General features: G+C 70.5%; 13 protein-coding genes. 10 read left to right on the forward strand and 3 right to left on the reverse strand.

The window, feature by feature from the left end; all coding sequences use genetic code 11:
• Positions 1-3 precede the first annotated feature (3 nt).
• The 10 genes from DER29_RS14005 to DER29_RS14050 all read left to right on the forward strand — a co-directional run bounded on the left by DER29_RS14005 (position 4) and on the right by DER29_RS14050 (position 18974).
• Entirely contained in the window at positions 4-1236 is a 1233-nt protein-coding gene (locus tag DER29_RS14005) for an MFS transporter (protein ID WP_148710045.1), read from the forward strand.
• Positions 1233-2168, forward strand: coding sequence for an AMP-binding protein (locus DER29_RS14010; RefSeq protein ID WP_121397733.1), 936 nt, complete (start codon positions 1233-1235; stop codon positions 2166-2168). The genes DER29_RS14005 and DER29_RS14010 overlap by 4 nt, the downstream gene beginning before the upstream one ends.
• Positions 2165-2860, forward strand: a complete 696-nt coding sequence (locus DER29_RS14015) for a hypothetical protein (RefSeq protein WP_121397734.1) — start codon at positions 2165-2167, stop codon at positions 2858-2860. The genes DER29_RS14010 and DER29_RS14015 overlap by 4 nt, the downstream gene beginning before the upstream one ends.
• Positions 2857-12213 (forward strand): non-ribosomal peptide synthetase, encoded by a 9357-nt coding sequence (locus DER29_RS14020; RefSeq protein ID WP_121397735.1) that lies wholly within the window; start codon positions 2857-2859, stop codon positions 12211-12213. Before DER29_RS14015 ends, DER29_RS14020 begins: the two co-directional genes overlap by 4 nt.
• 40 nt (positions 12214-12253) lie before the next feature.
• Positions 12254-12460 carry an MbtH family protein gene (locus tag DER29_RS14025; protein ID WP_121397736.1) on the forward strand — a complete coding sequence of 69 codons (207 nt, stop codon included), beginning with the start codon at positions 12254-12256 and terminating at the stop codon, positions 12458-12460.
• 175 nt (positions 12461-12635) lie between these two features.
• The gene (locus DER29_RS14030; RefSeq protein WP_148710046.1) at positions 12636-13412 is read left to right on the forward strand and encodes an alpha/beta hydrolase; all 777 of its coding nucleotides are present in this window, start codon (positions 12636-12638) and stop codon (positions 13410-13412) included.
• 96 nt (positions 13413-13508) lie between these two features.
• Positions 13509-14363, forward strand: coding sequence for an alpha/beta fold hydrolase (locus DER29_RS14035; protein WP_121399205.1), 855 nt, complete (start codon positions 13509-13511; stop codon positions 14361-14363).
• Positions 14364-14660: 297 nt separating this feature from the next.
• A complete protein-coding gene (locus tag DER29_RS14040) occupies positions 14661-16691 on the forward strand; it encodes a hypothetical protein (protein ID WP_233600062.1) in 2031 nt (676 codons plus the stop codon).
• Between the two features lie 163 nt (positions 16692-16854).
• The gene (locus DER29_RS14045) at positions 16855-17895 is read left to right on the forward strand and encodes a serine protease (RefSeq protein WP_121397739.1); all 1041 of its coding nucleotides are present in this window, start codon (positions 16855-16857) and stop codon (positions 17893-17895) included.
• 170 nt (positions 17896-18065) lie between these two features.
• Positions 18066-18974 carry a hypothetical protein gene (locus tag DER29_RS14050; protein WP_121397740.1) on the forward strand — a complete coding sequence of 303 codons (909 nt, stop codon included), beginning with the start codon at positions 18066-18068 and terminating at the stop codon, positions 18972-18974.
• Positions 18975-19004: 30 nt separating this feature from the next.
• On the opposite strand, the gene DER29_RS14055 is transcribed toward DER29_RS14050, so the two are convergent.
• The 3 genes from DER29_RS14055 to DER29_RS34155 all read right to left on the reverse strand — a co-directional run bounded on the left by DER29_RS14055 (position 19005) and on the right by DER29_RS34155 (position 19760).
• A complete protein-coding gene (locus DER29_RS14055; protein ID WP_121397741.1) occupies positions 19005-19202 on the reverse strand; it encodes a hypothetical protein in 198 nt (65 codons plus the stop codon).
• A 107-nt stretch (positions 19203-19309) separates the two neighbouring features.
• The gene (locus tag DER29_RS14060; protein ID WP_233599788.1) at positions 19310-19528 is read right to left on the reverse strand and encodes a hypothetical protein; all 219 of its coding nucleotides are present in this window, start codon (positions 19526-19528) and stop codon (positions 19310-19312) included.
• Positions 19529-19592: 64 nt separating this feature from the next.
• A complete protein-coding gene (locus DER29_RS34155) occupies positions 19593-19760 on the reverse strand; it encodes a hypothetical protein (RefSeq protein ID WP_158619021.1) in 168 nt (55 codons plus the stop codon).
• Positions 19761-19986 lie beyond the last annotated feature (226 nt).

Consider the following 19986-nt stretch of genomic DNA (forward strand, 5'->3'; position numbering starts at 1 on the left):
CCCGTGGCGGGTGCGGAGACCCCGACCGCCGAGACGACGCCGGAGTCGCGCTCGGCACGGCACGGCATCATCGCGATGTACGGCCTGGAGTCGTTCGGCACCGGCGCGTTCACCTCGGTGCAGATCGTGTTCTTCACCCAGGTCCTCGACCGCAGCCCCGAGCAGACCAGCACCGCGCTGTCGGCGGCGAGTCTCGTGGCGCTCGCCTTCATCCTGCCCTTCGGCAAGTTTGCGGACCGCTTCGACAGGCGGCTCCTGCTGGGCCTGATGAACGCGGCGGTGGCCCTGTTCCTGCTCGGCTACGTGCTGCCCCCGTCGGCCATCGCGTTCTTCGTCACGACCGCCCTCGTGGTGCTGCTCCAGCGGCTGATCGGCCCCATCCGCGCGGCGGTGATCGCGGAACTGTTCCCCGTCAACAGGGTCGCGCTGCGGGCGGCGACGTACGTGGCGCACAACATCGGCTTCTCGCTCGGCAGCCTCTTCGCGGCGGGCGCGCTCCTCCTCGTCGACGGCGAGGGCGTGTTCCGGACGCTGTTGCTGATCAACGTCGCCACCTTCGCCGCGTGCGTGCTCATCGTGCTGCGCCTGCCCTCGACCAGGCGGGAGCCGGTCGAGCCGGGGCAGCGTCGGGGTTGGGCCGCGTTGAAGGACCGGCCGTTCGTCGTGGCCACCGTCGCGAACACGTTCGGGTCGCTGCACGACGCCGCACTGTTCGTGGGCCTGCCGCTGTGGCTGCTGCACCGCACCAACGGCCCGGGCTGGGGCATTCCCGCGATCATCGCGCTCAACTGCGTGCTCGTCGTCGCGCTCCAGGTGCGGCTCAGCAAGGGCACCGACACCGTGCGGGACGCGAACCGCAGGCACTGGCACGGCACCCTGGTGATGGCGATCGGGTGCGCGCTGCTGGTCTTCACCGGGGGCAGGCTGAACCCGCTGTCCTGGACACTGCTCACCGCCGCCGTCGTGCTCCTGACGATCAGCGAGATCACCCAGTCCGCGGGGGCGTGGGGGCTCTCGTTCAACCTCGCCGACGAGCGGCGCATGAGCGAGTACCAGTCCCTGTTCGGCTTCGGCCTGAACGTCCAGGAGGTCATCGGGCCCATCCTGGTCACCGCCCTCGTGCTGGCCGTGCCGCACGGGCTGGGGTGGCTGGTGCTCGCGGCCATCGTTCTCCTGCCGGTCGGGGTGGCCACCCGGCTGCTGCACCGGTGGGCTCCCGCCGAAGGAACCGCATGATCCCCGACACCGTGGCCGCCCGGTTCGCCCGGCAGGTCGCCCTCCGTCCCGACGACGAGGCCGTGGTCAGCGCCGCCGGCCGGTGGAGTTACGGCGAGCTGGCCGCGGACGTCAACCGCGTGACCCGGTTCCTCGTCGAACGCGGTGTCGGGTGGGAGGTCCACGTCGGGGTGCTGCTTCCGCGCAGCTACGAGTTGGTCGTGTCGATGATGGCCGTGCTCGCCGCGGGCGGCGTCTACGTACCGCTCAACCCGTCCCTGCCGGACGCCCGGCTGCTCGACCTGGTCGACGTGACGCGGCCGTCGGTCATCCTCACCGCCGGCGGCCGGACGCTGTCCGACCTCCCGCACACGGACGTCGCGGCCGTGCTGCGCGACGGCGATCCGGCGCCGGTGGCGGACCGGCACCACCCCGACGCCGCGGCCTACGTCATCCAGACCTCCGGGTCGACCGGCCGCCCGAAGTGCGTGCAGCTTGAGATGGGGTCGCTGGTCAACCTGCTGGACTGGTGCGCGGGCGCGTGCGGGATCGGGCCGGGCGAGCGGGTGCTGCAGGTGATCGCATCCAGCTTCGACGCGTCCGTCCGCAGCTACCTGACGCCGCTGGTCACCGGCGCGACGCTCTGCCTCTACGACGACGGCCCGTTCGATCCGGTCACGCTCACCGACTGGCTCGGGCGGGAGCGGATAACCGTGTTCAACCCGTCGGTGCCCTCCATGTTCTACCCGGTGGTCGAGCTGGCGTCCGCCGACGACTTCCGGCCCCTGGAGTCGTTGCACACGCTCGCGCTCGGCGCGGAGACGCCGGACATGTCCCTGTTGCGGCCGTGGCTCGACTCGCCGCGTTGCCGGGCCCGCGTGCAGAACGTCTACGGCCCGACCGAGGCCGCCGACATCGCCCTGTACGCCGAGCTGGACACGAGCCTACGATGATCATGGTGGCCGAGCGGTACGCCGGACCGCCCGGGCGTGCGCACGGCGGCTACCTCGCGGGACTACTCGTCGACCACGTCGGCGATGCCACGGTGACGCTGCTCGAACCGGTGCCCACCGGCCTGGCACTCGTGGTGGAACGCGACCCGGTACGTGACCGCGTCTACGCCGGGGACGAGCTGGTCGCGACGGCGACACACCGGATACCCCCGATCATCGACGTGCCACCGGTGCCCGAGCAGACAGCCAGGGCTGCGGAGGCGCGGTTCGCCGGACGCCACGGTCACCCGTTCCCCAGCTGCTTCGTCTGCGGCACCGACCGGGACCGTCCGTTGGCGCTGGACATCGCGCCCGGCCCGGTCGGGGGCGGCCTCGTGGCCTGCACCTGGACGCCGGACCGGTCGCTGGCGGCGGAGGACGGCCTCGTGCCACCGGCGCTCGTCCGCGCGGCGCTGGACTGCCCGGGCGGCTGGACGCTCGACCCGGTCGCGGAGCCGGTGGTGCTCTCGACCTTCGCCGCCCGGGCGGGCGCGGTCCGCGCGGGGGAGTGCCACGTCCTGGTGGCCGCCGCCGAGCGGCGCCGGGGCCGGATGGCGGTCGTCCATATCAGCATGTACGCACCAGACGGTCGTCGGACCGGCAGCGCGCGCGCCACCTGGCTCGCCGTTGACGAAGGAGTGAGACATCGGTGAGTGCCCCGAAGATCGAGGACATCCTTCCGCTGACCCCGCTGCAACAGGGACTGCTGTTCCACTCCGAGCTCAGCGCGGGCGAGGAGGACGTGTACACCGTGCAGCTCGAGGTGGTCCTGGACGGGCCGCTGCGAGCCGACGACCTGTGGGCGGCGGCGGACGCGCTTCTGCACCGCCACGCGGCCCTGCGCGTCACGTTCCGTCGCCGCCGCAACGGCGACCCGGTGCAGGTCGTGACCAGCGGGGTGCGGGTGCCCCGCCGGGTCGTCGATCTCTCCGACCGCCCGGCTGACGCGGCGGAGGTGGCCGCCGCCGACCGCGCCGAGGCGTTCGACCTCACGCGTGGGCCCGCGTTGCGCCTCACGCTGCTGCGCCTGGGCCCGGAGCGGCACACGCTGATCCTCACGAGCCACCACATCCTGCTCGACGGCTGGTCGATGCCGTTGCTCGTACAGGAGTTGACGGCACTGCACGCGGTGTACGCCGCCGGCGGCGCTCCCTCGCCCGCGGAAGCAGCGGACCGGGCGGGCCTGCCCCCGATCACGCCCTACCGGGACTACCTGCGGTGGCTCGGCTCGCGTGACGATGCCGCCGCGGCTGCCGCGTGGTCCACCGAGCTGGCCGGGCTGCACGAACCGACGTACCTGGTCCCGATCGAGCGTGGGCGGCCGAGGCCCGTCCATGTCGAGACCACCCTGCCGTTCGGCGGCCGGCTGAAGTCCGTCGCCCGCGAGCACGGCCTCACCGTCAACACCGTGCTGCAGGTCGCGTGGGCGGTGGTGCTGGGCCGGCTGACCCGCCGGGAGGACGTCGTGTTCGGCGCCACGGTGTCCGGGCGTCCGCCGGAGCTGCCGGGTGCCGACCGGATGCTCGGGCTGTTCATCAACACACTGCCGGTCCGGGTGCGGGTGCGGGACGACACCTCGTTACTGGAAACCGCCACCGCGCTCCAGCAACGGTGGGTGGCACTGCGCGAGCACGGCCACCTCGGCCTGTCCGAGATTCGCCGTACGACCGGGGTCGGCGACGTGTTCGACACGCTGATCGTGTTCCAGAACTTCCCGACCGCCCGGGACGGCGAGTCCGCAGGAGACGTAAAGGTCGTCGACGTCACCGGCCACGACGCGACGCACTACCCGGTCAGCCTCGTCGTCGACGCGTCCGAGGAGATCACGCTGAGGGTCACCCGCCGGGACGGGGCCGTCGTGCCCGGCGGACCAGAGGAACTGCTGGCCAGGGTGAGTCGGATTCTGGAGGCGTTCGCCGACGACCCGCACCGCCGGATCGGCGATCTCGACCTGTTGTCGTCCGCCGAACGTCACCTGCTGCTGGGCGAGTGGATCCACACCGGACTCGACCGCACCCGGGTGGTGCCGGGCAGCCTGCCGCCGATCGGGCGCCCCATTCCGAACGCCCGCGCCTATCTGCTCGGCCCCGGGCTGCACCTCATGCCGCCCGGCGTGACCGGAGAGCTGTACCTCGCCGGTGCCGGAATCGCCCGCGGCTACCTCGGCCAACCCGCGCTGACCGCGGAGCGGTTCATTCCCGACCCGTTCGGCGAGCCGGGCAAGCGCATGTACCGCACCGGCGACCTGGGGCGCTGGCGCGAAGACGGGCAGATCGAATACCTGGGCCGGGTCGACCACCAAGTGAAGATCAACGGGTTCCGGGTCGAGCCCGCCGAGGTGGAGGCACAACTGGTCGAGCGGGCCGACGTGCACCGTGCCGTGGTCGTGGTACGCGAGGACGTGCCCGGAGTGCGGCGCCTGGTCGCCTACGTCGTCGCTACGCCCGGGGCGCAGACGTCGACTGCCGAGTTGCTCGCCGGGTTGCGGGAGAGGCTGCCGAACTACCTGGTGCCCGGCGCTGTCGTGTGGCTGGACAAGATCCCGACGAATGCCCACGACAAGGTGGACCGCGCGGCGCTGCCCGCTCCCGAACACGGCGCCCTGGCTCACTCGCGGGCTGGAGGTTCGCCCGCCGAGCAGTTGATGAGTGATCTGTTCGCCGAGGCACTTGGCCGCAGCCGGGTCGGTGTCGACGACGGGTTCTTCGATCTGGGTGGGCATTCGTTGCTCGCCGCCAAGCTGGTCAACCGGATCAGGGTCGTCTTCCGTACGGAGGTCGGCATCCGTGACGTGTTCCAGGTACTCACGCCGGCCGGGTTGGTTCGCCGGATCCGTGAGTTGGCTGGTGCGTCGGTGCGGCCTCCGTTGGTGGCGACGGGTGTGGTGGGTGTGGTGCCGTTGTCGTTTGCGCAGCGTCGGTTGTGGTTCATTGATGAGTTGAATGGGCCGAGTGCGGTTTACAACATTCCGGTGGCGTTGCGTTTGGATCGTGATCTGGATCCGGGGGTCTTGGCGGCGGCGTTGGCGGATGTGGTGGGTCGGCATGAGGCGTTGCGGACGGTGTATCGGACTGTTGACGGTGAGCCGTATCAGGTGGTTCTTGATGATGTGCGGCCGGTGTTGACTGTGCGGGATCTGGCGCCTGGTGAGGTGTCTGAGGCGGTGGAGTCAGCGGCGGGTCATGTTTTCGATCTCGCTAATGATGTTGTTTTGCGGGCGTGGTTGTTGCGTCCGGTTGGTGCGGCTCAGGTGTTGGTGGTGGTGATCCATCACATCGCCGGGGATGGTGCGTCGATGGGGCCGTTGTTGCGGGATCTCGCGACGGCGTATCAGGCGCGGGCGGTTGGTGAGGCGCCGGGTTGGCTGCCGTTGCCGGTGCGGTATGTGGATTACACGTTGTGGCAGCGGGAGCTGCTTGGTGACGTTGGTGATCCGGAGAGTCTGTTGTCGCGGCAGTTGGGTTTCTGGCGGGCGGCGTTGGCTGGTGTGCCGCAGGTGTTGGAGTTGCCCACGGATCGGCCTCGTCCGGTGCAGGCGAGTCATCGGGGTGGGGTGGTGCCGTTCACGTTGGACGGTCGTGTTCATGAGGCGATGCTGCGGTTGGCGCGTGCTGCCGGGGTGTCGATGTTCATGGTGTTGCAGGCGGCCTTGGCGACGATGTTGTCGCGGCTGGGTGCCGGCACGGACATCCCGATCGGCACGGTCGTGGCCGGACGGGGTGACGAGGCGTTGGACGACGTGGTCGGTTTCTTCGTGAACACCCTCGTGCTGCGTACCGACGTCTCGGGCGATCCCAGCTTCGATGATCTGTTGACCCAGGTCCGTGACACCGACCTGGCCGCCTACGAGAATCAGGATCTGCCCTTCGAACGCCTCGTCGAGGAGCTCAACCCCAGCCGCACCACCGCCCACCATCCCCTTGTCCAGGTGATGCTGCTTCAGGAAGGCGACGGCGACCCGGCACCCTCAGCGGGTGGGCTGGCCGGCAACGAGTTGTCCTTCCGGGCGGGGGTGTCGAAGTTCGATCTGACGGTCGCCTTCGCTGAGTCCCACGAGCCGGATGGTCGGCCGGCTGGCATCGCTGGCGGGATCGAGTACGCGTCCGACCTGTTCGACGAGGTGACGGTAGCGGAGTTCAGCGTCGCTTTCGCTCGGTTGGTTGCTGTGTTGGTGGCGGAGCCGGGGGTGCCGGTCGGTCGGCATGAGTTGCTGACGGTTGCGCAGCGTCGCGAGTTGGTGGAGGTCTTCAACGAGACTGGTTCTCCTGGGCCGGATGTGCGGGTGACGGAGGCGTTCGCCTGGCAGGTTGCTGCTGGTCCGGATCGGGTCGCGTTGGTGGACGGCGATGTGCGGATGACGTACGCGCAGTTGGATGTGGCCGGTGACCGGTTGGCGGGGCGGTTGGTGGCGGCTGGTGTGCGGCGCGGTGACGTGGTGGGTGTGTTGTTGGAGCGGGGCGTGCCGATGGCGGTGGCCATGCTGGGCGTGCTGCGTGCCGGGGCCGCGTACGCCATGCTCGACCCGGAGTTCCCCGATGCCCGGCTGGCGGCGATGGCCGAGGACGCCGAACTGGCCGCGTTGGTGACCGACGAGAGCCTTGCTGGCCGGCTTGCCTGTGCGGGCCCGGTTGTGTTGGTCGATGGGGCTGCCGTGGAGGCCGGGTCGCCGATGGGTCCGCTGGTGGTGGCGGGTGATCCTGGGGATGCGGCTTGTGTGATGTTCACGTCGGGCTCGACGGGTCGGCCGAAGGGGGCGTTGGCGTCGCATCGGGCGATCGTCGGCACCGTCGTGGGGCAGGATTTTGTTGATCTCGGGCCGGAGCAGGTGTGGTTGCAGTGTGCGCCGGTGTCGTGGGATGCGTTCGCGTGGGAGTTCTGGGGTCCGTTGCTGAACGGGGCGGTCTGTGTGTTGCATCCGGGTCAGCGGCCGGAGCCGGCGCGGATCGCCGAGTTGGTTGCCCGTCATGGGATCACGACGTTGTTCCTGTCGACGGGGTTGTTCAACCTGATGCTCGATGAGTTTCCGGAGACGCTCGCTGCGGTGGGGCAGGTGATCACGGGTGGTGAGGCGGCTTCGGTAGAGCATCTGGCCCGGGCCTGTCAGTTGCCTGAGCTGCGGTTGGTGCATGCTTATGGGCCGGTGGAGAGCATGATCTTCACGAACTGTCATCGGATCGAGTCGCCTCCGCGGCATGCGCCGGTGCCGGTTGGCCGGCCGTTGGTGAACCGTCGCTGCTATGTGCTGGATGAGCGGTTGCGGCCGGTCCCGGTGGGTGTCACCGGCGAGTTGTATGTCGCCGGCACGGGGTTGGCGGATGGTTATCTGCGTCAGGCCGGGTTGACGGCTGAGCGGTTCGTCGCCGATCCCTTCGGTGGTGCGGGTGCGCGGATGTATCGCACGGGTGACCTGGCGCGGTGGACGCGCGACGGCATGGTGGAGATCATCGGTCGGGCTGACGACCAGGTGAAGATTCGGGGGTTCCGGATCGAGCCTGGCGAGGTCGCCGCGGCTCTCGCCGCGCAGCCCGGCGTCGGTGCAGTGGCTGTCGTGGTCCGTGAGGACCGGCCTGGCGACAAGCAACTCGTGGCCTACCTGACCCCGGCAGCCGGCGCACAGTCGGACCTGGCGGCGGCCGACCTACGCCGCGCCGCCGCCGGGACGCTCCCGGCCCACATGGTGCCCGCCGCCTTCGTACTACTCGACCGGCTACCACTGACCGCCAACGGCAAACTCGACAAGACAGCACTACCGGCCCCGGAGTTTGGTGTGGGGGTGTCGTCGCGGGTGGGGCGTACTCCTGCGGAGCAGTTGATGGGGGAACTGTTCGCCGGGGTGCTTGGCCGCAGCCGGGTCGGTGTCGACGACGGGTTCTTCGATCTGGGTGGGCATTCGTTGCTCGCCGCCAAGCTGGTCAACCGGGTTCGGGTGGTCTTCGGTGCGGAGATCGGCATCCGCGATGTGTTCCGTACGCCTACTCCGGCTGGATTGGTCCGTCGGGTGCGTGAGTTGGCTGGTGCGTCGGTGCGGCCTCCGTTGGTGGCGACGGGTGTGGTGGGTGTGGTGCCGTTGTCGTTTGCGCAGCGTCGGTTGTGGTTTATCGATGAGTTGAATGGGCCGAGTGCGGTTTACAACATTCCGGTGGCGTTGCGTTTGGATCGTGATCTGGATCCGGGGGTCTTGGCGGCGGCGTTGGCGGATGTGGTGGGTCGGCATGAGGCGTTGCGGACGGTGTATCGGACTGTTGACGGTGAGCCGTATCAGGTGGTTCTTGATGATGTGCGGCCGGTGTTGACTGTGCGGGATCTGGCGCCTGGTGAGGTGTCTGAGGCGGTGGAGTCAGCGGCGGGTCATGTTTTCGATCTCGCTAATGATGTTGTTTTGCGGGCGTGGTTGTTGCGTCCGGTTGGTGCGGCTCAGGTGTTGGTGGTGGTGATCCATCACATCGCCGGGGATGGTGCGTCGATGGGGCCGTTGTTGCGGGATCTCGCGACGGCGTATCAGGCGCGGGCGGTTGGTGAGGCGCCGGGTTGGCTGCCGTTGCCGGTGCGGTATGTGGATTACACGTTGTGGCAGCGGGAGCTGCTTGGTGACGTTGGTGATCCGGAGAGTCTGTTGTCGCGGCAGTTGGGTTTCTGGCGGGCGGCGTTGGCTGGTGTGCCGCAGGTGTTGGAGTTGCCCACGGATCGGCCTCGTCCGGTGCAGGCGAGTCATCGGGGTGGGGTGGTGCCGTTCACGTTGGACGGTCGTGTTCATGAGGCGATGCTGCGGTTGGCGCGTGCTGCCGGGGTGTCGATGTTCATGGTGTTGCAGGCGGCCTTGGCGACGATGTTGTCGCGGCTGGGTGCCGGCACGGACATCCCGATCGGCACGGTCGTGGCCGGACGGGGCGACGAGGCGTTGGACGACGTGGTCGGCTTCTTCGTGAACACCCTCGTGCTACGCACCGATGTCTCGGGCGATCCCAGCTTCGATGATCTGCTGATTCGGGTCCGCGACACCGACCTGGCCGCCTACGAGAATCAGGATCTGCCCTTCGAACGCCTCGTCGAGGAAATCAATCCCACCCGTTCCAACGCGTATCACCCGCTGGTGCAGGTGATGCTGCTTCAGGAGGCCGACGGCTCGATGCCGTCAGTAAGCGGGCTGGCCGGCGAGAACCTGTCGTTCCGGGCGGGGGTGGCCAAGTTCGATCTGACCGTCGCCTTCGCCGAATCCCACGAGCCGGATGGTCGGCCGGCCGGCATCGCTGGCGGGATCGAGTACGCCACCGACCTGTTCGACGAAGCGACCGTCAGTGGGTTCTGTGCGACCTTCGCTCGGTTGGTTGCTGTGTTGGTGGCGGAGCCGGGGGTGCCGGTCGGTCGGCATGAGTTGCTGACGGTCGGGCAGCGTCGCGAGTTGGTGGAGGTCTTCAACGAGACTGGTTCTCCTGGGCCGGATGTGCGGGTGACGGAGGCGTTCGCCTGGCAGGTTGCTGCTGGTCCGGAGCGGGTCGCGTTGGTGGACGGCGATGTGCGGATGACGTACGCGCAGTTGGATGTGGCCGGTGACCGGTTGGCGGGGCGGTTGGTGGCGGCTGGTGTGCGGCGCGGTGACGTGGTGGGGGTGCTGTTGGAGCGGGGCGTGCCGATGGCGGTGGCCATGCTCGCCGTGCTGCGTGCCGGGGCCGCGTACGCCATGCTCGACCCGGAGTTCCCCGATGCCCGGCTGGCGGCGATGGCCGAGGACGCCGAACTGGCCGCATTGGTGACCGACGACAAGCTGGCCGGCCGGCTCGCCTACGCGGGCCCGGCTGTGCTGGTCGACGAGGCCGCCATCTGGGACGGGTGTCTGTCCCTGCCGACGGGCAGGACGGTGCCGAACGGTGTCATGGGGTCTGTGGATTCGCTGGTGGTGGCGGGTGATCCTGGGGATGCGGCTTGTGTGATGTTCACGTCGGGCTCGACGGGTCGGCCGAAGGGGGCGTTGGCGTCGCATCGGGCGATCGTCGGCACCGTCGTGGGGCAGGATTTTGTTGATCTCGGGCCGGAGCAGGTGTGGTTGCAGTGTGCGCCGGTGTCGTGGGATGCGTTCGCGTGGGAGTTCTGGGGTCCGTTGCTGAACGGGGCGGTCTGTGTGTTGCATCCGGGTCAGCGGCCGGAGCCGGCGCGGATCGCCGAGTTGGTTGCCCGTCATGGGATCACGACGTTGTTCCTGTCGACGGGGTTGTTCAACCTGATGCTCGATGAGTTTCCGGAGACGCTCGCTGCGGTGGGGCAGGTGATCACGGGTGGTGAGGCGGCTTCGGTAGAGCATCTGGCCCGTGCCTGTCAGTTGCCTGAGCTGCGGTTGGTGCATGCTTATGGGCCGGTGGAGAGCATGATCTTCACGAACTGTCATCGGATCGAGTCGCCTCCGCGGCATGCGCCGGTGCCGGTTGGCGGGCCGTTGGTGAACCGTCGCTGCTATGTGCTGGATGAGCGGTTGCGGCCGGTCCCGGTGGGTGTCACCGGCGAGTTGTATGTCGCCGGTACGGGGTTGGCGGATGGTTATCTGCGTCAGGCCGGGTTGACGGCTGAGCGGTTCGTCGCCGATCCCTTCGGTGGTGCGGGTGCGCGGATGTATCGCACGGGTGACCTGGCGCGGTGGACGCGCGACGGCATGGTGGAGATCATCGGTCGGGCTGACGACCAGGTGAAGATTCGGGGGTTCCGGATCGAGCCTGGTGAGGTCGCCGCGGCTCTCGCCGCGCAGCCCGGCGTCGGTGCAGTGGCTGTCGTGGTCCGTGAGGACCGGCCTGGCGACAAGCAACTCGTGGCCTACCTGACCCCGGCAGCAGGCGCACAGTCGGACCTGGCGGCGGCCGACCTACGCCGCGCCGCCGCCGGGACGCTCCCGGCCCACATGGTGCCCGCCGCCTTCGTACTACTCGACCGGCTACCACTGACCGCCAACGGCAAACTCGACAAGACAGCGCTACCCGCCCCGCACCAGGACCGGAACCCCGGGCGGCCCCCCAGGACACCGAGCGAGCGGGTCATGTGTGACGTCTTCGCCGAGGTCCTCGGAGTCGCCTCGGTCGGTCTCGACGACGGGTTCTTCGAGCTTGGCGGTCACTCGCTGCTGGCCCCCCGGCTGGTCAGCCGGATCCGCAACACCCTGGGCCGCGACATCAGCGTCCGCGATCTGTTCGAGCGGCCCACCGTCGCCGGACTCCTGGGCGAGGGGCGGGGCGTCGACACGCTCGGCGTGCTGCTGCCGCTGCAATCCGGTGGGACGCGCCGTCCTCTGTTCTGCGTGCATCCCGGGATAGGGATGAGTTGGTCGTACGCCGGACTGGCCCGGCACCTCGGCGCGGACCAGCCGATCTACGGCCTGCAGACCCGGGCGTTGACCGTGCCCGGCTACCGCGCGGCGAGCCTGCCGGAGTTGGCCGAGGAGTACCTCGAGGAGATCCGGCGGGTGCAGCCGCACGGCCCCTACCGGCTGCTCGGCTGGTCGTTCGGTGGTGTCGTCGCGCACGCCGTGGCCACCGCCGCGCAGCAGGCGGGGGAGCAGGTCGAGCTGCTGGCCATGATGGACGCCTACCCGGTCCGCGCCGAGGAGGCGGCCCGGCCCCGAAGTGACCGCGACACCATGCTGATGCTGATGGGCGAGGACGACCAGCCCGGGGACCTGCCCGACGAGATCCTCGACCGGTACGACCCGACGGTGGCGGCCGAGGTGTTGCGCCACCGCGACCCGGTACTCGCCAGCTTCACCCACGACGAGGTCCACGCGCTGGTTCTCGCCGCTGTCAACCACGCCGACATCATGGCCGCCCACCGGCCAGGAGTCTTCTCCGGTGACCTGCTGTTCTTCTCCGCCGAACGGGTCGAGGCCGACGAGGACCTGTCAGCGAGGCGCTGGGAGGAACACCTGGACGGCACCATCGAATGCCACTCCGTAGCCGCCACCCACCATCGGATGACCGAGCAGGCGCCGCTCGCGGAGATCGGTCAGATCCTCGCCGCCAAACTCACCTGAGAACGTGACGGCTGCCCCGAACCACGAGAAGGGAAATGACATGGCAAACCCGTTCGACGACGAGAGCGGCACGTTTGTGGTCCTGGTGAACGCGGAAGGTCAGCACAGCCTCTGGCCCGTCTTCGCCGCGGTACCCGATGGCTGGCAGACGGCCTTTGGGCCCGCGGGGCGGGCGGAGTGCCTGGCGTATGTCGAGGCGTCATGGACCGACATCCGGCCCAAGAGCCTACTGGAGCACCAGCCATGACAACTCCCCGCCAGATGACGTAGGCATGACCGACTGGATCGGCCCTCTGCGCCCCGCCCGGCCCGGCGCGGCGGCCCCGTACCTGGTGGGGCGGTCAGCCGCTCCCAATTGGGTTGGCCGATCCGTGCTGCCGTGCGAACGTACGGCGGCACGGAAGCCGCACGCTGGAGGGTCGATGGAGACGGCTGTGTTCGACTATGACCACGACGCCCCGCTCGAGGTCCAACGCCACGACCATGTGGTGACGGGGGACCTCACCATCAGCGAACTCACCTACGACCATGGCGCCGGTGGCCGCGCCCGCGCCACCCTCATCGTCCCTGCCCGGCCGAACGGCACCGGCGTCATCCTCACCCACGGCGGTACGGACGACGGCCGGCACTTCTTCGTCGACGAGGCCACCAACATGGCCGAGCGTGGCATGACCGCGCTGCTGACGGCCTACCGACTGCCGCCGCACGGCGACCAGGGGGTTGTGGCCGACGCCGTGCGGGTCGCGGTACTGACCCAGCTCCGCGGTCTCGACCTGCTGACCGGGTGGGCCGACCGGCTCTGCTACTTCGGACACAGCGGCGGCGCGCAGTTTGGTGCCATCCTCAGCGCGGTGGACCCGCGCCTGTCTGCGCTGGCCCTCGCGTCCTACGGCGCCGGCACCCTTCAGCGCGTCGCCGCCGCCAGCCTGCCGCAGAACGATCCGGTAGCCGACGCCTACCTGGAGTTCCTGCGCCGCTACGAGCCGGCGTCCTACGTCGCGGTGCCGGGCGCCCGGCGACTGCTGTTCCAGCATGGCAGGGACGACGATGTCGTCTACCTGTCGGAGGGGCTGCGCTTGTTTGACGCGGCTGCCGAACCCAAGGAGTGGCGCGAATACCCCTGCGGACACGACACGTCGACGCCGCCGCAGGCCCGGGCCGACCGCCTGCGGCTGTTCGCCGCCACCTCGGAGGGCTGAGACGGGCCGATCGCGAGTCGGTGCTGGTGTTCTAGGTGGAGGGCGACGTCGCGCGTAACGTGTGCCGCAGTCATGCAGCTGCCCTGGAGGTCGACGATGCATCCGACGGCCAACTCGTTCCGCACGCCCGACGGCGTGACGCTCGGGGTCGAGCACTTCGGCGATGCGGCGGCGCCCCTCGTGCTGCTCGCGGGCGGCCCGACCATGCTCTCCTGGCCCGACGCGCTCTGCGAGACGCTCGCGCGCGGCGGACGTCACGTCGTGCGCTACGACCTGCGCGACTCCGGCGCGTCGACGACGGTCGACCCCGAGGCGCCGGCGTACACGCTGCGCGACCTCGCCGCCGACGCCGCCGCGCTCGCCCGCGGACTCGACGACCGACCGGCGCACCTGGCGGGCATCGGCGTCGGCGGGATGGTCGCCCAGGTCGCCGCGCTCGACCACCCGGAGGCGTTCTCGGCACTCACCCTCGCCGGGACGCGGCCCGTCGCACCGGGCCCGGTCGACGACGACCTGCCCGACCACGACGCGGCGACGATGGGCCGGCGGTTCGCGCTGCCGATGCCCGACTGGTCCGACCGCGCTGCCGTGGCGGAGTTCGCCGCCGCCAGCGCGGAGATCCTCGGCGACGACCCCGCCGCGGCGCGCGCGAAGGCCGAGCGCATCTTCGACCGTACGCCGGGCAAGGAGCCCGCGATCCAGATGGCCAACCAGATGGGCATGGTGTTCTCCAGGCTGGACTGTGAGCCGCGCTGGCGCGAGCGCCTGCCCGAACTCGCGATACCGACGCTCGTGGTGCACGGTCGTCACGACCCGTTCTTCCCGGTCGGCAACGGCGAGGCGCTCGCGCGCGAGGTCCCCGGCGCGCGGCTGCTCGTGCTCGAACAGGCCGCGACCGCGATCCCCGACGCGGCCGCCGATGAGGTCACCGCGGCGATGCTCGCGCTGTAGACGTCAGCACGCCTGCCTGGGGGGTGGCGCGCTCTTGCTCATCGGGGCGGGGCCCGCTCTGGCGACGGGCGGAAGGCTGGCCCGCGGTGTCACGCAGGTCCTGATGCCGATCCCTGACGGAGGGCCCTGAGACCGTGCGACGCGAGCAGGTACCCGCCTACCTGTCCGGCTTCGCCGCCAGGTCGTGGGAGTAGCGCCCCCCCCTTGCCGAGATCCATTCACGAGCGTAGGAAGAACACCACGCCCCACCCACCATCGTCGGCCCCCGCATCGGACCACGGTCCGGTGTCGAAGGAGATGCGCGTGACCACACCCAGACGGCTCCGTCTCGCCGTGTCCGTGCTGGTGACCGCCGGCGCCGTCCTGCTCGGCGCGGGCGCCGCCGCGGCGACGCCCGCACCGGCCGGGCAGCAGGACTGCGACCCGATCGACCCGACTGCCTGCCTGCTGCCGTTCCCGAACGACTACTTCACCGTGCCGGACCGGAGCAGCCCGACCGGCAAGCGGGTGCGGTTCGCGGCCTCCGCGATGCCCGCCAACGCGCAGGGGACCCCGATTGACCCGACGGAGTGGAACCGGCAGGACGGGTTCAGTCCCGGCTCGCCGATTCTGGTGCGCGTGCCCGGCCTCGACGCGGCGGCGACCGGGATCGCGCCGGTCACCGACATCGGCCGCTCGCTGGCGCCGGACGCGCCGATCGTGCTGCTCGACGCCCGCACCGGCAGGCGCACGCCGTACTGGGCCGAGCTGGACGCGCACGCGACCGGCCAACCGGAGCGGCAGTCGCTGATCATCCGGCCCGCGGTGGCGCTGACCGAGGGCACCCGCTACGTCGTCGGCCTGCGCGGCCTGCGCGACGGCGACGGGGCGCTGATCCCCGCGCCGAAGGCGTTCACGGCGTACGTGACCGGTGCCGGCCTCGGCCACCGGGACCGTCGCGTCCCACAGATGAAGCGGATCCTCGCCGACCTGACCCGGGCCGGCGTCAAGCGGCACAGCCTCTACCTGGCCTGGGACTTCACCGTGGCCAGCCGGCACGGGCTGACCGGGCGGACGCTGGCGATCCGGGACGGCGCGTTCGCCGCGCTCCGGCGGGCCGCACCGTCGTTCACCGTCACCCAGGTGACCGACTACCCGCCGGAGCAGGAGCCGCTGATCGCCCGGCAGGTGACCGGCACCATCGGCGTACCGTCGTATCTGACCGGCGATGGCGGGCCCGGCTCCCGGCTGCACTACGGGCCGGCCGGCGGCGACGGGACGCCACCGACGCCGAACGCCCTGCCCACGCCGTCCGGCGCGACGGTGGCGGCCGACTTCGTCTGCAACATCCCGCGCAGCGCCTCCGCCGCGAAGCCGGCGCACCTGTCGCTCTACGGCCACGGCCTGCTCGGCAAGCCGACCGAGATCAACGCCGGCAATGTCAGGACGATGTCGCACACGTACGACTTCACCTTCTGCGCCACCAGCTGGATCGGCATGGCCGCCGCCGACGTCCCCTACGTGGCCGGCGCCTTCACCGACCTCAGCGGCTTCCCCGCGGTGGTCGACCGGTTGCAGCAGAGCTACCTGAACTTCCTCTTCCTGGGTCGGACGATGATCCACCGGGGCGGGTTCGCCGCCCACCCGGCGTTCCGGGACGCCGCCGGACGGCCGCTGATCAACGTGGCCGGTGGTCTGCACTACGACGGCAACAGCCAGGGCGGCATCAACGGCGGCGCGCTCACCGCCATCGCCCAGGACTGGACCCGGTCGGTGCTCGGCGTGCCGGCGATGAACTACTCCACGCTGCTGCAACGCAGCGTGGCCTTCACCCCGTTCCAGACGATCATGGACGGCCACTATCCGGACAAGGTCGACCAGCAGCTGATTCTCGCGCTGTTGCAGATGTTGTGGGACCGGTCCGAGGCCAACGGGTACGCCCAGCACATGACCGACCGTCCGTTGCCGGGCACCCCGGCGCACCAGGTGCTGATGCACGTGGCCTTCGGCGACCAGCAGGTTTCCCCCGCTGCGGCGGAGGTCCAGGCGCGCACCATCGGCGCCCGCCTGCACACCCCCGCGCTCGCCGACGGCTGGTCACGGGACGTGCGGCCGTACTGGGGCATCGCGCCGATCCGCAGGTACCCGTACACCGGCTCGGCGATCGTGATCTGGAACAGCGGCGCGGCGTACGCGCCACCCCCGACCAACCTCGCCCCGGCCGGGCCGGAGTACGGCGAGGATTCGCACGAGTTCCCGCGCGCCCAGGCCGGAGCCCAGAAGCAGAAGGCGGTGTTCCTGCTCACCGGAAAGGTCATCGACGTCTGCGCGCGGACGCCGTGCCCGTGACGCGGTGACCGGTCACGCCGAGGCGCGCGCCCGGCCGCAAGCAGATACGTGTCTGTGGATCAATGCCGACAGACCACTGCCCGGCGCCGGGTCGGCGCCCTAGCGTCACCGGTGCCGGGCCCGTGGCGGATGGCCACCCGGGCCGGCTCCAAAGGAGGCACGGGTGCGAAGGCGTTACGGCATCATCTCGGCGGCCACCGCCATGCTCTGCGGGCTCGCTCTGGCCGGCACACCGGCACAGGCGAGCGCGACCACGCCGAACGGGATCCCCGCCGGGGCGGAGGCGACGTTCCACGGCCGGCCGATCCGGGACGCGGCGACCGCGCAGGCCCTGGCCGACGCGTACTGGACGCCGGAGCGGATGCGAGCCGCGACGCCGCTGGAACCGTTGGTGGGCGGGGAGGAACTGGCCGGGGAGGCCGTGGACCGGCCGGGTCGGGTCGGCGAACCGCGGTCGGGCGCGGAGCCCATCGGTCCGCGCGGCACCGGCACGGCGGTCCCCGGTGCCCCGGTCTCGGCCCGCAACGCCTCCGCGGGGGCGGGAACCCAGTCCGTCAATCCCTCACCCGGTGTCGGCCGGGTCTTCTTCACCGACGCCAACGACGAGGACCACTACTGCTCCGCCAGCGCGATCAACACGGCCAAGGCGAACCTGGTCTCCACCGCCGGGCACTGCCTGCACCCCGGCGACGGCTCCGACAACTGGTACACCAACTGGGTCTTCGCCCCGAACTACGCCGACGGCCCGTCCGCCTGGGGGCTGTGGAGCGCCCGGAGCATGACCTCCACCAAGGGCTGGGTCGACCACGACATCCTGTGGTGGGACTACGGGTTCGTCACCGTGTGGCCGCGCAACGGCAAACGACTGGTGGACGTCACCGGCGGGGAGGGCATCAGCTTCAACTACCCCCGCAGCGTCGCCGCCACCCTGCTCGGTTATCCCGGCGCCGCGCCCTTCGACGGCAGGTGGCAGCACTACTGCCAGAGCACGACGCAGGCCGCGGGAACCCAGCGGGTCAAGCTCATGAACTGCCCGCTGAACGAGGGCACCAGCGGCGGGCCCTTCCTGCGGGCCTGGAACAACTCGCAGGGCTTCGGGCACGTGAACTCGGTGGCCTCGTACAAGTTCTCCGGCAACATGTACGGTCCGTACTTCGACGAGGACGTCGCCGACCTCTTCGACTACGCGAAGGCCAAGAACTGACCGGCGCGGGCCGGGCCAGCCGCGCCGGGAGTTGAGGCGTCCGCCGTGGTACCTGCTGCCACGGCGGTGCCATCGAGATCCTCGGTCGCCCAGGTGGTGGTGTCGATCACCCCTGGGCGGCCGACCCGGTCCGTCCGGTGCACGGCACGGCCCGTGACATGATGGCGCCCATGGGGAAACAGCAGGACGTCGGCGGACCCGACCGTCACAGTGGGTCAGGTACCGCCGCGGACGGCGCGACGGGTGGCGGCGTCGACGCGCGGCTCGCCGTCGCCCAGGACCCCGCCACGCCACAGATGACCCTCATCGACCTGGCGTCCGACCCGTCGGCCGTGGTCCGTAAGGCGGTCGCGACGCGCACCGACGCGCCCGCGCAGGCACTGCGACCGCTGGCCCGGGACCATGACCGTCAGGTCCGCGAGGCCGTGGCGAGAAACCCCTCGACCTCGATCGGCAACCTCCTGCTACTCGTCAAGGACGCCGACCGGTGGGTCCGCTGGGCGGTCGCCGGTAACCCGTCCTGCGACGAGTCGGTCCGTCGGGTGATGGCGGAGGCTCCCGACAAGGAGCTTCGCGGTCTCCTCGCGGAGACGCGCGACCTGGAACCCGAGCTGGCCGCGCGCTTGGCCGACGACGTCTCTCCCGAGGTACGGGAACGACTCGCCACTCACACCCACGACCCCGACGTGATCACCGCCCTGATGGCCGACCGCACCGCGCGCGTACGCAAGGGGCTCGCCCGCAACCCGCGGACCACCGCCGCCCAGCGCAGCGCGCTCGCCCAGGATCCCGTGGTGGACGTCCGCGTCGCGCTGGTGCTCGCGGTCGAGCTGGACGACGCGGATCTGCGACGCCTCGTCGACGACCGCTCGGTGCAGGTGCGGATGGCGTTGGCGACGTCGGAGATGGTTCCGCCACACATCCGGCAGGCCCTCGGCAGCGATCCCGACGAGATGGTTGCCGGCGCGGCGCGGAACTTCCGCCCCGGGGCGGGCGGCGCCGCGGTGGTACGGGCTCCGCGCATCGGCCACCGGGCCCCCGGAACCGGCCGAGGTCGACCCGGCGGCGCCCGGCGCTGAGGCCGGCGCGAGGACCGGACTGTCGAGGCGTCACTCGCAGCGGTCCTCGCCGCCCCGCCCGTACGGCTCGCAGCAGTCCGGCCGGTGCCGGAACACGACCAGCGTGTGACCGTGGCGCTCCTCGCGGTCGCCGGTCCGCTCGTACAGGCAGGCACCCCACACCACCGTCTCGCCTTGGCCGTCGACCACCTGCCCGTCGCCAGGGCCGTGCCGCAGCAACACCCTCACACCGGCGACGCTACCCGCGCTCGCCGCGGTGCCGTCAGGACTTGCGGAACGAGGCCGGGCGTTCCGGGGTGGTTGCGCATTCGCCCGCCCCGCTTGCTGCGGGTCTGTCAGTGTTCGCCGCCGTCGCCGGCCGGATGCGACGACCGTCCCGGTGGCTTCCGCAACCACAGCCACACCCCGGTCAGGAGGCACGCCGCGCCCAGGAACGCGATCGCCGACTCGGCCAGCTCGGAGAGGTCGTCGAGGAACGGGAACGTGTGCGAGGCGGCCAGGGCCAGAAGCGCGATCGAGAACAGAAGGACGGCAAGGGCCCGCTGTCGAAGCATGGGTGCCATTGGACCACGGCGGTCGCCGCGGCTACCTCCCGCGCGGGAGGCCCCCGCCAGTGGTTCAGGCGGCGTAGATGTACTTGTTGTTCCCTACCGCCAGCACGGCCGCCGTGGCGCCGCGGACCCCACTGTTCAGATTGCGCCAGCCCGCGTTGCTGGCCGCCTCGAAGATCCGGCCGCCGTTGAGGGTGTAGACGATCTTCGTGGTGCCCGCCGCGATCGCCGCCACCGCCGAGCCCGGAGTCAGTGCGGTCGCCGGTCGGCTGGTACCCGGTCGGCGACAGGTTCACCGACGGCAGCCTCGCCGGCCGCTGCCGTCGTCGACTGACGACGGTGCCCGTGACCGAAGCTCGCGTTCGGCGGAGGCGCCACCGGCACCCGGCCGTCCGGTGTTTGCTGTCCACATGAGCTTCCCGTCCCACCGGCAGCGTCGGCGTCGGTCATCTCGGCGCCTG

The organism is Micromonospora sp. M71_S20, from assembly GCF_003664255.1.
Classification (GTDB): domain Bacteria; phylum Actinomycetota; class Actinomycetes; order Mycobacteriales; family Micromonosporaceae; genus Micromonospora.